Annotated in this window: 14 protein-coding genes (1 of these 14 only partly in view); 11 read left to right on the plus strand and 3 right to left on the minus strand. The window is 71.8% G+C overall.

Going from position 1 to position 13,342, the window contains the following annotated elements; translation table 11 throughout:
- Window positions 1-17: 17 nt before the first annotated feature.
- Window positions 18-221 (minus strand): hypothetical protein, encoded by a 204-nt coding sequence (locus WME82_RS14450; RefSeq protein WP_012235204.1) that lies wholly within the window; start codon window positions 219-221, stop codon window positions 18-20.
- A gap of 183 nt (window positions 222-404) precedes the next feature.
- Here WME82_RS14450 and WME82_RS14455 point away from each other — a divergent pair, with 183 nt between their 5' ends.
- Window positions 405-866, plus strand: coding sequence for a hypothetical protein (locus WME82_RS14455; RefSeq protein ID WP_438043306.1), 462 nt, complete (start codon window positions 405-407; stop codon window positions 864-866).
- Between the two features lie 471 nt (window positions 867-1,337).
- On the opposite strand, the gene WME82_RS14460 is transcribed toward WME82_RS14455, so the two are convergent.
- Complete coding sequence (locus tag WME82_RS14460; RefSeq protein ID WP_438043307.1) at window positions 1,338-3,425, minus strand: protein kinase domain-containing protein; 2,088 nt, start codon at window positions 3,423-3,425, stop codon at window positions 1,338-1,340.
- 326 nt (window positions 3,426-3,751) lie between these two features.
- Here WME82_RS14460 and nadC point away from each other — a divergent pair, with 326 nt between their 5' ends.
- The 3 genes from nadC to WME82_RS14475 all read left to right on the plus strand — a co-directional run bounded on the left by nadC (window position 3,752) and on the right by WME82_RS14475 (window position 6,192).
- Window positions 3,752-4,603 (plus strand): carboxylating nicotinate-nucleotide diphosphorylase, encoded by an 852-nt coding sequence (nadC, locus tag WME82_RS14465; RefSeq protein ID WP_438044891.1) that lies wholly within the window; start codon window positions 3,752-3,754, stop codon window positions 4,601-4,603.
- The gene (locus WME82_RS14470) at window positions 4,600-5,421 is read left to right on the plus strand and encodes a biotin--[acetyl-CoA-carboxylase] ligase (RefSeq protein ID WP_438043308.1); all 822 of its coding nucleotides are present in this window, start codon (window positions 4,600-4,602) and stop codon (window positions 5,419-5,421) included. The genes nadC and WME82_RS14470 overlap by 4 nt, the downstream gene beginning before the upstream one ends.
- 117 nt (window positions 5,422-5,538) lie before the next feature.
- Window positions 5,539-6,192 (plus strand): radical SAM protein, encoded by a 654-nt coding sequence (locus WME82_RS14475; protein ID WP_438043309.1) that lies wholly within the window; start codon window positions 5,539-5,541, stop codon window positions 6,190-6,192.
- Window positions 6,193-6,256: 64 nt separating this feature from the next.
- On the opposite strand, the gene fbp is transcribed toward WME82_RS14475, so the two are convergent.
- Complete coding sequence (gene fbp, locus WME82_RS14480; RefSeq protein ID WP_438043310.1) at window positions 6,257-7,300, minus strand: class 1 fructose-bisphosphatase; 1,044 nt, start codon at window positions 7,298-7,300, stop codon at window positions 6,257-6,259.
- Between the two features lie 309 nt (window positions 7,301-7,609).
- Here fbp and WME82_RS14485 point away from each other — a divergent pair, with 309 nt between their 5' ends.
- The 7 genes from WME82_RS14485 to WME82_RS14515 form a co-directional block, all read left to right on the plus strand.
- Entirely contained in the window at window positions 7,610-8,536 is a 927-nt protein-coding gene (locus WME82_RS14485; protein WP_438043311.1) for a class I fructose-bisphosphate aldolase, read from the plus strand.
- A gap of 291 nt (window positions 8,537-8,827) precedes the next feature.
- Entirely contained in the window at window positions 8,828-10,312 is a 1,485-nt protein-coding gene (locus WME82_RS14490; RefSeq protein ID WP_438043312.1) for a leucyl aminopeptidase, read from the plus strand.
- A 3-nt stretch (window positions 10,313-10,315) separates the two neighbouring features.
- Entirely contained in the window at window positions 10,316-11,167 is an 852-nt protein-coding gene (ttcA, locus tag WME82_RS14495; protein WP_437746019.1) for a tRNA 2-thiocytidine(32) synthetase TtcA, read from the plus strand.
- A gap of 9 nt (window positions 11,168-11,176) precedes the next feature.
- Window positions 11,177-12,019, plus strand: a complete 843-nt coding sequence (locus tag WME82_RS14500; protein WP_438043313.1) for a hypothetical protein — start codon at window positions 11,177-11,179, stop codon at window positions 12,017-12,019.
- Between the two features lie 94 nt (window positions 12,020-12,113).
- Window positions 12,114-12,296, plus strand: coding sequence for a hypothetical protein (locus WME82_RS14505; RefSeq protein ID WP_157906650.1), 183 nt, complete (start codon window positions 12,114-12,116; stop codon window positions 12,294-12,296).
- A gap of 116 nt (window positions 12,297-12,412) precedes the next feature.
- Complete coding sequence (locus tag WME82_RS14510) at window positions 12,413-13,276, plus strand: peptidylprolyl isomerase (protein ID WP_438043314.1); 864 nt, start codon at window positions 12,413-12,415, stop codon at window positions 13,274-13,276.
- Window positions 13,273-13,342, plus strand: partial view of a roadblock/LC7 domain-containing protein gene (locus WME82_RS14515; protein WP_437746022.1) — the 5' end (the start) only. It continues 584 nt past the right edge of the window; 70 of the gene's 654 nt are visible here — the first part of the coding sequence; it begins with the start codon at window positions 13,273-13,275; its stop codon lies off the right edge, out of view. Before WME82_RS14510 ends, WME82_RS14515 begins: the two co-directional genes overlap by 4 nt.

Genomic DNA, 13,342 nt, shown 5'->3' on the forward strand with positions numbered 1-13,342 from the left:
GTCCCGGAGAGCGCGGCTCAGCCGCCGGCGCGCTTCGCGTACTGGTACGCGGTGTAGGCGGAGATCAGGTGGCAGATCCAGCCGAGCCAGCCGCCCGAGCCGATCCACAGGCCGGGGGTGACGATCAGCCAGAAAATGCAGCGCAGGAACGCGCCGTTGTAGAGCTGCCCAACGCCCGGAATAAGGAACGAAAGCACTGCGGCGATCCCGGATTTGCTCATGGCATCGGAACCTGATCACCGTGACCGCCCTGTCAAGCGGGCTGGGGGAACCTCGGCACGGACCCGCCGCGCCGCTGCCAGCGGCACAGCGGGCGGCGCAGGACAGCTCAGTGGCTGCCCGGTAAGACGATCCTTCGACGGCCCGTCGAGGACGTAGAAGGGGTCGGCGCAGAGGTCGTCCCCGTGGCGGTGGGTGCAGGGGTCGTCCCCGTGGCGGTGGGCGCAGGGGTCGTCCCCGTGGCGGTGGGCGCAGGGGTCGTCCCCGTGGCGGTGGGCGCAGGGGCCGTCGCCGTCGGCTTGGGTTGTGCTTGCGCCGTCGGCTTCGGGGCTGCCGCCGGGGCAGGCGCGGGCGGCTCCGGCGCGGTCGCCGCGGGTGTGGCGGCCGTCGGAGGGGGAGGCGCCGGATCGCCGGCGACCGACGCAGGCGCCGGGGGCGCCTCGATGGGCGTCAGCGCTGCAGCATCTTCGGACGATCCTCGGCTGCGCATCACGAAGAAGACGGTCGTCAGCCCGCCGATGACCACGAACGCGCCGATCCCGATCAGCGCGAGCGTCGCGCTGGAGCTCTTCGCGCGAGGCCGCGCGGGGATCGGCGCCGGGTACAGCGCACCGCTGCCCGGCGGCTGGGGAGCGCCGCCGGCGTGAAACCCCGGCGCTCCGGCGGCCCCGGGGCCACCTGGGGCCCCGAACGGCGAGCCGCCGTACGGGCTGGGAGGCTGGGGCGGCTGCCCGTAAGCGCCTCCTGCTCCAGGTGGCCCGCCGTAATTCGCTGTCGCACCGGGCCCGTACGGGCCGGGTACACCAGGTGGCGGCGCGCCGTACGGGCCAGCGGGAGCGCCGTAAGGGCCGGGCGTTCCGGGAGGCGCGCTGTTGGTCCCGCCTTCGACGAGGGTCCGCGGGACGGCTGCGCCAGCGGCGTTCGGATCGTGCGGCGCGGTGCCGGGCGGCACGGGAAAGGCGCCCTGCGGCGAGTTGAGCCCTGCGAGCGGAGGCTCGCCGGGCACGGTCTTGCCAGGGCCGTACATGCCGCTCGGGGGCGCAGGCCATCCCGGCGGCGGACCGCTATTCTGGTTGCTCATCGAGATCGCATCCTACCTACCGTAGGCGCTGGGCGCGTCAGTTGTTGGGTACGATGATCACGCGCCGTCGAGGCCTGTCCGACGGCGTGGTGGTGGTCGGGCTCGTCGTCGGCGGGCTCGTCGTCGGCGGGCTCGTCGTGTTCGGCTGTGGGTTGGCCGGCGGCTGTCCGCTGGGCGGCGCGGGGAACGGGAACGGCGGCAGCGTCGACGGGATGACCCAGGGAAGCTGGGGGATGATCGTCGTCCCGCTGGGGCGTGTCGTCGGCGCCGTCGTGGTCGTCGGCGCCGTCGTGGTCGTCGGCGCCGGCGGCTTCGCCGTCGTGGTCGGCCGGGGCTGCGGCTTGGCGACCACGGGCGGCTCGACAGGAGGTGGCGTCACCGCCGGGGGCGTCACGGCGGGCGGCGTCGTCGCGGGCGGGCTGGGATCCGAAGGCACCGTGTTGGCCGGCTGGAGGGTCGGCAGGGCCGGCGCCACGTCGGCCTGCTCCTTCCGGCTCAGCTCGTTGGCGATGTACAGACCACCGACGACGGCCCCCGTGATCCCCGTGGCGAGCAGCAGGATGGCGAACAGCGACGTCCCGCCTCGCGCGGGCCGCTGCGCGCCGTGCGCCGAGGCGCTCTGCGAGATCCTCGGCAGCGGATCCATCGGCGCCGTCCCAGGGATGTAGCCCTGCGCGCCGCCGCCATACGCGCCGCCATACCCGGGCGCTGGGCCGCCGTTGAATCCGCCGCCCGGGGCCGCGCTCCTGTCCATGAACGGCGCGCCTCCGACCGCCGTCCCTCCCGGGCGCGGCGACACATCGAAGGGTCCCGGCTCGTGGCTCGTGGCGGGCACCCCCTGGGGGAGAGCGTAGGGGGCGGCGCTCACGGTCGCCGGCTGCGCGATCTGGGGATACCCACCCTGTTGGGGATAGCCCCCTTGGGCGAAGTACGGGCCTGAGGAGGGCTCCGGCCTCGGCGTGAACCCTGGAGCTGACGCCGAGGGACCTCGGGAATCCGAGGAAAAGCCGCCCATGGGGGTCGAGGGACCGAGGCCGCCCGGGGGGCCGCTGGACGCGTGCTGCGCGCCGCCGTCCTCCGGCGGAATCGTCTTGGGAACGGAGCTGGCGCGACCGTCCCCCATCGCGTTGGTCGCGGGCGCCGCCGCGGAAGGCGTGAGCATCCCGGGCGCCGCGAGGGCTGCCGCCAGGGCGGCCCCGGACGACCGCGCCAGGCTGACCTCGGACGGCGCGGGGGTGAGCGCTGACGGGGCGCGGGCGGCTCGGGCGAACGGCTCCAGGGCGCTGCGGAGCTCGGCGGTGGTCGCGAAGCGATCCGGCGGCGAGGCCGCCATGGCGCGGTGGACGGCGGCGCAGAGGCCGGGCGCGAGCTCCGGCGCCAGGTCGGAGAGCTGCGAGATCTGGCCCGAAAGGTAGGCTCCCGCGATCTGCTGGGGCTCATCGCCGCCGACCGGCCGCCGGCCGGCCAGCATCTCGAAGATGATGACGCCCAGCGAGAAGATGTCGGCGCGCGCGTCCACGGAGTCCGCGGAGTAGGCCTGCTCGGGCGCCATGTACTCGGGGGTGCCCATGATCACGCCGGGGCGCGTCAACCCGCGATCGAGCTCCCCCGTGACCTTCAGCTTGGCGATGCCGAAGTCGAGCAGCTTGATGAGCGGCTCTCCCTTGGCGGACTTCGTGATGATCACGTTGTCCGGCTTCAGGTCCCGGTGGACGACGCCCGCGCGATGGGCGGCCTCGACGCCCTCCAGCATCTGCATCGTGTACTCGAGCGCGTCGGGGTACCCGAGACGAATGCCTGCCCGGTAGAGCTCCTCGTACAGGGTCTGGAGCGTCTTCCCCTCCAGGTACTCCATCACGATGAACGCCAGGCCGGACGCCGTCTGGTCGACGTCGCTGACGCGAACCACGTGCGCGCTCTGGATCTGCGCGGAGACGCGCGCCTCCTGAAGGAAGCGCTGCACCAGGCCGGAGCGGCGGGACAGCTCGGGGTGGAGAAACTTGAGGGCGACCGTCGTCCCCAGCACCTCGTGGCGGGCTTCGTAGACGCTCCCCATGCCGCCATCGCCGATGAGGCGCACGAGTCGGTACTTGTTGTTGATGACCTGGCCTGCCTGCGGACGCATCGATCTCCGTTGAGGGCGCTGGAGTTGCTCGGAGAGTCTCACAGGCTGGTAGACGAACGTCAGCCCCATTTGTGCGACACAGCGTCGCGATGATCGCGAACCGCCCTGCTTTTCGGCGCAGCGAGCCCCATCCATTTCCGCCCGCGTCCCGTCCAGGGCGCCCATACGGCTGAGGTCGCACGCACCAGGGTGCACGTGCCACCACAAGGATTCGCGATGACGCAATGCGTTATCGCGCTTCGTGTGGGCGCGACAGCGCTGATGCGCGCGTGCGGGACCGAGTATACCTGGGAGCGCCGCGTGGGAGCGGCGCCGAGGAGATGCCCGTGCTGGCTGCGCCGTTGCTCGATGCCCTGATCGATCGCTCTCTGGAGGAAGACCTCGCGGGAGGCGATCTCACCACCGAGGCTTGTGTCGAGGCCTCCGCGCGCGCGACCGCGAAGGCGGTCGCGCGCAAGCCGCTCGTCGCGTGCGGGGGCGACGTGTTCCTGCGCGTCTTTCAGCGCCTGGATCGGCAGGTGGAGGGCGAGGTGCTCGTCGCGGACGGCACCGCCGTCGGCGCCGGCACGGCGCTGTGGACGGTGCGTGGCCGCGCGCGCTCGCTCCTCAGCGCGGAGCGCACCGCGCTCAACCTCGCGCAGCGGATGAGCGGCGTCGCCTCCGAGGCGCGCCGCTACGCCGAGGCGATCCCGGCTGGGTCGAGCGTGCGCATCACCGACACCCGCAAGACGACGCCCGGTCTCCGCGGGCTGGAGCGCTACGCGGTGCGCGTGGGCGGCGCGCACAACCACCGCGACAGCCTCGGGAGCGCCGTGCTCATCAAGGACAACCACATCGTCGCGGCGGGCGGCATCACGACCGCCATCGCGCGCGCGCGGGCGCGTGCCCCGCACACGACGAAGGTCGAGGTCGAGGTGGCCTCGCTGCAGGAGCTCGATCAGGCGCTGGCCGCCGGCGCGGACATCATCATGCTCGACAACTTCACGCTGGCCGATGTCAAGGCCGCGTCCGCGCGCGTGCGGTCGGCGCAGCACGGCCGGCCTCTCCTCGAGGTCTCCGGCGGCATCACGCTGGAGCGCATCCCCGAGCTCGTCGCGGCGGGCATCGACATCATCAGCGTCGGGGCGCTGACGCATTCGGCGCGCGCCGCCGACATCGCGCTGGATCTCTCGCTGTGAGGCGGCTCGACGGGGAGGCGATGGAGCGCGAGCTCTCGCGGCTGGGCGCGTCGTTCGGGCGGCCGCTCGCCGTGGCGGCCGAGACCGCGTCGACGAACGACGACGCGCGGAGCGCGGCCGCAGCCGGCGCGCCGCACGGGGCTGCGTTCCTGGCCGACGCGCAGACCCAGGGTCGGGGGCGCGGCGGGCGCTCCTGGCACTCTCCGCCCGGCGAGAACCTCTACCTGTCGGTGGTGTTGCGCCCGAGCCTGCCGGCGAGCCGAGTGGCCCCCATCGCGCTCGTCATGGGCCTCGCCGTCGCGTCCGTCATCGAGCGACGGCTCGCGCCTCTTCCGTCCCGCGGCGCGTCGGGCGGCGGCTCCGCCGTCGAGGTGCGGCTCAAGTGGCCCAACGACGTGCTCGCCGGGGCCCGCAAGCTGGCGGGGATCCTCGTCGAGGCCCAGCTGCGCGGCGAGTCGGTGAGCAGCGTGATCGTCGGCGTCGGGCTCAACGTCCATGCGTCGAGCTTCCCGCCGGATCTGTCGGCGCGGGCCACGTCGCTCGCGATGCTCGGGATCGACGACGTCCCGCGCGAGCGCCTCGCCGCGGAGCTGCTCCAGGCGATCGGCGACGCGGCGGCGAGGTTCGAGGCAGGAGGGCTCGCGCCCTTCGCGGAGGATCTCGCCCGGATGGACTGGCTGCGCGGCCGCCGCGTCGAGGTCGGCGGCGTGGTCGGCGTCGCGGCGGGGATCGATCTGGAGGGGCACCTGCTGGTCCGCGGCGCGGACGGCATCCTTCGAGCGGTGGCGGCGGGCGAGGTCAGCGTCATCTCCAGCTGAGCGCCCCGCGCCGCTTGCGTTGCGCGCTCGGCGCGGCCAAAGCTCCCGCCCCACTTCGGGTCGCCGGCGGCATTGCGCCGCCGAGGCCGACCGAGGCTCCTCGGAGGCGTCGCTTCCTTGAAAGAAGACACCCTCGTCGTCCACGAAATCTACGCCAGCGTGCAGGGCGAATCGACGTTCGCCGGGCTGCCGTGCACCTTCGTCCGGCTCACCGGGTGCAACCTGCGCTGCGCCTGGTGCGACACGTCGCAGGCCTTCTACGGCGGCAAGCGGATCCGCCGCGGCGAGGTCCTCGAGCGCGCGCTGGCCCTCGGCACGCCGCTCGTCGAGCTCACGGGGGGCGAGCCTCTCCTTCAGCCCGGGTCGTTCCCGCTCCTCGCGGAGCTCTGCGACGCGGGCCGGACGGTCCTCGTCGAGACCAGCGGCGAGGCAGACGTCTCGCGCGTCGATCCGCGCGTGCACAAGATCATGGACCTGAAGGCGCCTGGCTCGGGGGAATCCCACCGGAACCGCTGGTCGAACCTGGATCACCTCACGCCGCGCGACGAGATCAAGTTCGTGCTCGCCGATCGGACGGACTATGCGTGGATGCGGGACACCATCCGCGAGCGGCGCCTCGACGCGCGCGGCGTGACGCTGCTCGCCTCGTGCGTGTGGGGCAAGCTGTCGCCGAAGGAGCTCGTCCAGTGGGTGCTCGACGATGGCCTCCGCGTCCGCGTGCAGGTCCAGCTCCACAAGGTGATCTGGGGAGCAGACGCGCAGGGGGTCTGACCCGCCGGTCGCCCCCCGGCGCTGCGGCTCGTGCCGGTGAGGACGGCGCCCTTCTCTCGCAGCCTCAGCGCTCGCCGCGCACAAACTGCTCGAAATCTTCGACGTCGCGGGGCGAGCCGAGGACGAGCGGCACGCGCTCGTGGAGCGACCTCGGGACCTTGTCGAGGATGCGCTCGGCCCCCGTGCTCGCCTTTCCGCCCGCGGCCTCGAAGATGAACGCGAACGGGTTCGCCTCGTAGAGCAGCCGCAGCTTGCCCTGGCCGCCTCGATCGGCGGGGTACGCGAAGATGCCGCCCTTGAGCAGCGTCCGGTGCGCGTCCGCGACCAGCGATCCCACGTAGCGCGCGCCGTACGGCCGCCCCTCGTGCTTGCTGTCCTCCTTGATCCACGCGTTCCAGCGGCGCACGTCCTCCGGCCATCGCGCGCTGTGGCCTTCGTTGATGGAGTACGTCGAGCCGCGCTCGGGGATCCGGATGTTCTCGTGAGAGAGAAAGAACTCTCCCACGGTCGGGTCGTAGGTGAAGCCGTGCACGCCGCCGAGGCCGGTCGTGATGACGAGCAGCGTCGACGAGCCGTAGAGCACGTAGCCGGCCGCGACCAGATCGCGGCCGGGGCGAAGGAAGTCCGAGGGATCGGCGCCCATCTTGGCGTCGCTCTTTCGGAGCACACCGAAGATCGTGCCGATCGAGATGTTCACGTCGATGTTGGACGAGCCGTCGAGCGGGTCCACGACGACGATGTACTTCGCTCGTGGGTCCGTGGAGAGGAGCCTCATTTCCCCGAGCTCCTCGCTCACCACGGCCGCGCAGTGCCCGCGCCTTCCGAGCACGCTGAGCAGCGTCTCGTTGGCGACCTCGTCGAGCTTCTGCACGACCTCGCCCTGGACGTTGGTCTGTCCCGTGTATCCGAGGACGTTGGCGAGGCCGGCCCGCCGGACCTTGGACGTCACGAGCTTCGCCACCAGGCCGAACTGGTTCAGGAGGGAGGTGAACACCCCTGTCGCCGCGGGGAACCCGAGCATTCCTTCGAGGATGTATGTCTCGAGTGTGATCCCGATGCGTGACGGCGCCTCCGGCGGCTTCCAGCTCAGATCCCGTTGGTCCGACATGATCCCTCCGCGTTGTCGGCGAGGACGTTACCGCCCCGCCACGTGCTCGCGCTCGCGTCCGCCGCTGTGGCCCCGAGGGCGGACCGGCGCAGTCTCGAGAATTGCGTATCCGATGGCTTCGTACAACATCCTCGGGGCGCTGGACCGCCCGCGCGTTGGGCTCGATACGTTCGTCCAAGTCCTGAAGATGCGGCCCGAGCCCGCTCGCCCGAGCACCCTGGCACGGCGCCGCGGGCATGACGGGGTGGGTTCACGCCCCGGGCGGGCCACGCGCTTCCTGGCGCAGCAGCACCTTCGACGGAGTGATTCATGGCGCTCACCACCCGTGTAGAGCAGATCCTCTCCTGGTACGCCTCCGAGAACTCAGGCACGCTGACGAACCTCGTCCGGCTGCTCAACCATGGCGCGCTCGCGGGCAGCGGAAAGATGGTGATCCTGCCGGTGGACCAGGGCTTCGAGCACGGTCCGGTGCGATCGTTCGCTCCGAACCCCGAGGCCTACGACCCCGATTACCACTTTCAGCTCGCGATCGACGCCGGGTGCAACGCCTACGCGGCGCCGCTCGGATCGCTGGAGGCGGGCGCGGCCAGGTTCGCGGGGCAGGTGCCCCTGATCCTGAAGCTGAACAACAGCGACACGCTGGCGAAGGTGGAGCAGCCCGTGTCGGCGGTGACCGGCTCGGTCGAGGACGCGCTCCGCCTCGGCTGCGTCGGCGTCGGCTACACGATCTACCCGGGGTCCGGCGCGAGAAACAGGATGTACGAGGACCTTCGCGAGATCGCCCTCGAGGCCAAGCGCTGGGGCCTGGTCGTCATCGTCTGGAGTTATCCGCGCGGCGCCGGACTGTCGAAGCAGGGCGAGACGGCCATCGATGTCTGCGCCTATGCGGCGACGATTGCGGCCCAGCTCGGCGCACACATCATCAAGGTCAAGCCGCCGACCGCTCATATCGAGCAGGAGGAGGCGAAAAAGATGTACGAGAAATACAACATTCCCATCCGGACGCTCGCCGACCGGACCCGGCACGTCGTGCAGGCGACGTTCGGCGGCAAGCGCGTGGTGATCTTCTCTGGCGGCGAGTCCAAGGCGACCGACGCCGTCCTGGAGGAGGTGCGCGAGATGGCCGCAGGCGGCTCCTTCGGGTCGATCATGGGGCGCAACGCGTTCCAGCGCCCTCGCGCCGAGGCGCTGCGGCTCCTCGCCGACGTGATCCAGATCTACGAGTCGGCGCGCTGACGCCGCTGGATCCGGCGCCCGGGCCGGGCCGGCTCGGACCCGCAGTCCGGAGGGCAGCGTCGCGCGAGGCGCTCCGACGGCGGGCCGCCGAGCGCGAAGCCTGCGTGGAGCCGCGCGGAACCGTGCGGGACCGTGCGGGACCGTGCGGGACTACGCGCCTGGGAGCGGGAGCGCTGTCCCGCCCGCACCTCGGGCCGACCGCCTGCGGGCATCGTCCACGTCGACGGGGTTAGCCCTTCGTGTTTAGATGCCGCGCTGGACACCCTCCACATCCCGGGCTCAGGAGACCGCATGCCGATCAAAGTGAACCTCGCCTCGTCCGACCCGCTGAGCATCGCCGTCGACGTCGTCGTCATCGGCGTGCCTGAAGGCGCTTCGACGGGTGAGGGCGTGCTGGCGAGGCTCGTGGCGGCGCTGGGCGAGTCGGTGACTCACCAGGTCAAGCGTGACGACTTCACGGGGAAGAGGGATCAGAGCATCGATTTCGCGACGCACGGCGCGTTGAAGCCCGGCCGTGTGCTGTTGCTCGGGCTCGGGTCGGGCAAGGTCACCGACGTCGAGTGCCGGCTGCTCGCGGCGAAGGGGGCGCGCTTCGCGAACGGCGTGCGCGCCGAGAGCGTCGCGGTCGTGGTGCCTCCCGGCGTCGAGCGCGCGGAGCGCGCTGCCGCGGAGGGGCTCGTGCTCGGGGCCTACCGGTTCACCCGCTACTTCACGGGCGATCGTGTGCCCAAGGTCGAGCTCTCCCGTGGCACCGTGGTCATCGAGGGCAAGGGGGGCAAGGCGGCGCGCGATGCCGTCGCGCTCGGCCAGCAGGTCGGCGAGGCGATCTGCGTCGCGCGCGACCTCGTCAACGAGCCGCCGAACGAGGTTTATCCGGAGGCGCTCGCGCGTGTCGCGGTGGACGTGGGCAAGCAGAACCAGCTCAAGGTGACGGTGCTCGACAAGGCCGCGCTCACCAAGCGGGGCATGAAGCTCATCATGGCGGTGGGGCAGGGGAGCGCGAGGGAGCCTCGGCTGGTCCACATGGTCTACGCTCCTCCCGGGAAGCCGAAGGGGAAGCTCGTCTTCGTGGGCAAGGGGCTCACCTTCGACAGCGGCGGGCTCTGCATCAAGCCAGCTCCGGGCATGGAAGAAATGAAGGGCGACATGGGCGGCGCCGCGAACGTGATCGCGCTGATGGCCGCCGTCGCGGCCGCCAAGCCGAACGTCGAGGTGCACGGCGTCATCGGCGCGGCAGAGAACATGCCCGACGGCGCGGCATACCGGCCCGGCGACATCTTCGGCTCTCTGGACGGCAGGACGGTGGAGATCATCAACACCGACGCCGAGGGGCGCCTGGTCCTCGCCGACTGCCTCGCCTATGCGCGCGCGCTGAAGCCGGACCTCATCGTCGACAACGCGACCCTCACGGGCGCGTGCGTCGTGGCCCTCGGGCCGACCGTGTCCGGCTTCTTCTCGAACCGCGAGGAGCTCGCGGAGCGCCTGCGGAGCGCCGCGAAGGCCGCGGGCGAGTCGATGTGGCAGCTCCCGCTCATCGAAGAGCTCCGCGACGGCCTCAAGAGCGACTGGGCCGACATCAAGCACACGGCCGACCGCTGGGGAGGGGCCATCACCGCGGCCTTGTTCCTGCGCGAGTTCGTGGGGGATGTCCCCTGGGTCCACGTGGATATCGCTGGCCCATCCATGGCGAACAAGCCGTACGGCATCTTCTCCAAGGGCGGGACGGGCCACGGCGTGCTTACCTTCCTCCGCCTCATCGAAGGCTTCACCGGCTAAACCGTGCAACTCCGCCGCAAGCTCGCGCGCGCCATGGGGCGCGCCATCACCGACTTCGACATGATCGCCGACGGCGATCGGATCCTCTGTGCTGTCTCGGGGGGCAAGGACAGCTACGCGATGCACGCGCTGCTCGTCGACCTCGCGCGGCGCGCGCCGGTCCGGTTCAGCGTGATCGCGGTCAACATCGACCAGGGGCACCCTGGCTACCCGGGACACCTCCTCACCGACTACATGGCGGCGGGCGGCCACGAGTTCCGGATGATCTCCGAGGACACCTACTCGATCGTCACCGAGAAGATCCCCGAGAACAAGACGTACTGCTCCCTCTGCTCCCGCCTGCGCCGGGGCATCCTGTACCGCATCGCGCGCGAGCTCGGCTGCTCGAAGATCGCCCTCGGCCACCACCGTGACGACGCCGTGACGACGCTGCTCCTGAACCTGATCTTCGCCGGGCAGCTGAAATCGATGCCGCCGAAGCTCATCTCCGACGACGGCGACAACATCGTGATCCGTCCGCTGATCTACTGCGCCGAGGCCGAGCTCGCCGCGTTCGCCGCGGAGGAGCGGTTCCCGATCATCCCCTGCGACCTGTGCGGGTCCCAGGACAACCTCCAGCGCAAGGCGGTGAGCCAGCTCCTCGCGGATCTCGACGCGCGCCACCCCGGGACGCGGCAGAACATGCTCGCAGCCCTCGGCAATGTGCGCCCGAGCCACCTCTTCGACACGGGCCTTTGGAAGCGGCTCGGGCTCGAGGTCGCCCGTGAAGAGGGGAGCGCAGGCGACCAGGCGGGCGTGGGTGCCCCAGCGCCGGACGTGCTGCCCGTGGGCAACCTCCTGAGAAACCTGGCCTAGCGCTCGCTCATGAGCACGGATGCCCCCGGCGCCATCTCGATCGGCGCTCCGCGCGAAGAGGAGTCCACCGCGTCGGCCTCCGTCGGTCGCGGCGGTGCGTTGACGCGCGGGGTCGACGGGGCGTCAGGCTCGGACCATCCGGAGGCGCCGCTGCCGGGGGCTGCGCGCTTCGACCTGGGTCCGAGCGGCGGGCGCGCCCCGCAGGCGTTGCTCGCCGCGGTCGTCGCCTGGATGATCACGGTCGCGCCCGCGGGTTTCGGTCGTGGCGCGCCCGTGGTCGCCAGCATCGCCGCCACGCTCGCCTTCCTGTGCGGCGTCGCTGCGCCGCTGCTCGCCGCCACGCACCGCCGGGTCGCCCGGCACCTCGGCATCTCCGTCTTTCTCGCGCTGGTCACGCTGACCTGGCTGCTGGCTTCTCCTTCCCTTCAGCCATCCCGCCTCGACCCGGTCCGCGCGGCGATCGGCGCGATCGCCTGGGGCATCTTCGCGCTTTCCTGGCGCGATCGCTGGGATGTGCGGCGCCAGCCGGAGCCGGAACCAGACGCCCCGCTCCTGCAGGCCCGAGCCCACCTCCCTCTGCTCGCGACGGCGATCGTCGCGTTCGGAGCGCTCGTGAGCCTCGCGATCCTCGTGCTCGCCTGGCGCATCCGGGACCCGGAGCGCGCCCTCTTGGCCCAGGCCGTCGCGGTGGCCTGCGCTGTCGCGCTGATCACGGCGGCGTCCGGCGTCGCGGTGGCTCGTGGCCGCCGGCACACGGGCGGCGGACGGCGGCTCCCCCACCGAGCCGTTCGGCACCTGGTGGTCCTGATCGTCTTTGCGGTCCTGGGGGCGGTGGCGATGACGCTGCGGTGAGCCGCGGCGCGGCCGTGGCCTCCCGGCTGCCGCCGCTCCCTGGTGTCCCCGCATCCCCGCCGGTTCCTCACCAAATCGCGTTACACTCATGGGCGTGTCCCGCGCAGTCGATGTGTTCGCGGTTCTGCTCCTCGTCGCCGCAGCGTTCTCCTTTGCCTTCGGGGTTCACGCGCTCGGTGATCGCCAGGATTTCAAGGCGATCTACCTCCTCGTGATCGGCGGCCTCTCGCTCAAGGCGTCCACGGAGATCCTTCGTCCCCGCGGGGGTAGCGCGTGAGCCCTGGGCGCCGAACGATCGCGGCCGTCGCGTGTCTCTGCGCGTGCGCGGCATGGGCTGCTCTATCGACGTCCGCGAGGGGGGCGGCGCCGCTGCCGCCCGACGTGGCGGCCCGCGTGGGCGCGAGCGACATCGCCGTCGACTCGGTAGCGCGCATCGCGGCGGCGCAGCAGATCCCGCCTGCGCAGGCCCGGGACGCGGCGGTCCGCGACGCGCTCTGGGCCGCCGAGGCACGAGCTCGCGGCCTCGAACAGGAGCCCGACGTGCGGCGCGAGATCAGCCTGCTGCTCGCCCGTCGCATGCTCCACCGCCTGAAAGAGGAGGCGGCGAACGCCGGCCCGGTGACCGACGACGAGCTGCGCGTCGCCACCGAGCGCCACTGGCTCGATCTCGATCGTCCCGAGGGGTACCGCACCGTGCACGCCGTCGTGAAGCTCTCGGAGGACGCTGGCGAGGCTACCCGTGACAGGGCGAAGGCGATCGCCGACGCCGTCCGGACGGCCGTGTTGTCTTCGCGCGAGGTCGCTCAGCGCACCGAGCCGCCCCGCGCCGCGGCGACGCCCCAACCGCCCCCCGATCCGGCTGCAGAGGCGTTCATCAGCGCCGCGAAGGGCGTCGCTGCCGAGGGCTTCGAGGTCGTGGCGCAGGCGCTCGCGCCGGTGACGGAGGCGGGCCGCGTGCTCACGCCGGAGCCGCAGCAGTTTGACCCCGCGTTCTCCCGCGCGGCCGCGTCCCTCGTCGCGCGCGGAGATCTCACCGAACCGGTCACATCGGCCTTCGGCGTTCATGTCATCATGCTCCTCGAGCGCATCCCGGCGCAGGTGGTGCCTGTCGAGGAGCGACGCGGCCTGGTGCGCGATGAGGTCGTGGCGGACCGCGCGCGCGCCGCCCAGTCGAGGTTCCTCGAGGTGGCACGGCGCGAGCCGAAGATCGCGGGGGCCGTCGATGCGTTGCTCGAGCTCGTGCGGATCGAGCCATGACCACCTCGCGCAACGGAGGTCGCAACCGGACCCGACGCCGGCTTCCACGTGACCAGGCGCCGTCCT

The organism is Sorangium sp. So ce128 (assembly GCF_051525245.1).
Lineage (GTDB): Bacteria > Myxococcota_A > Polyangia > Polyangiales > Polyangiaceae > Sorangium > Sorangium cellulosum_B.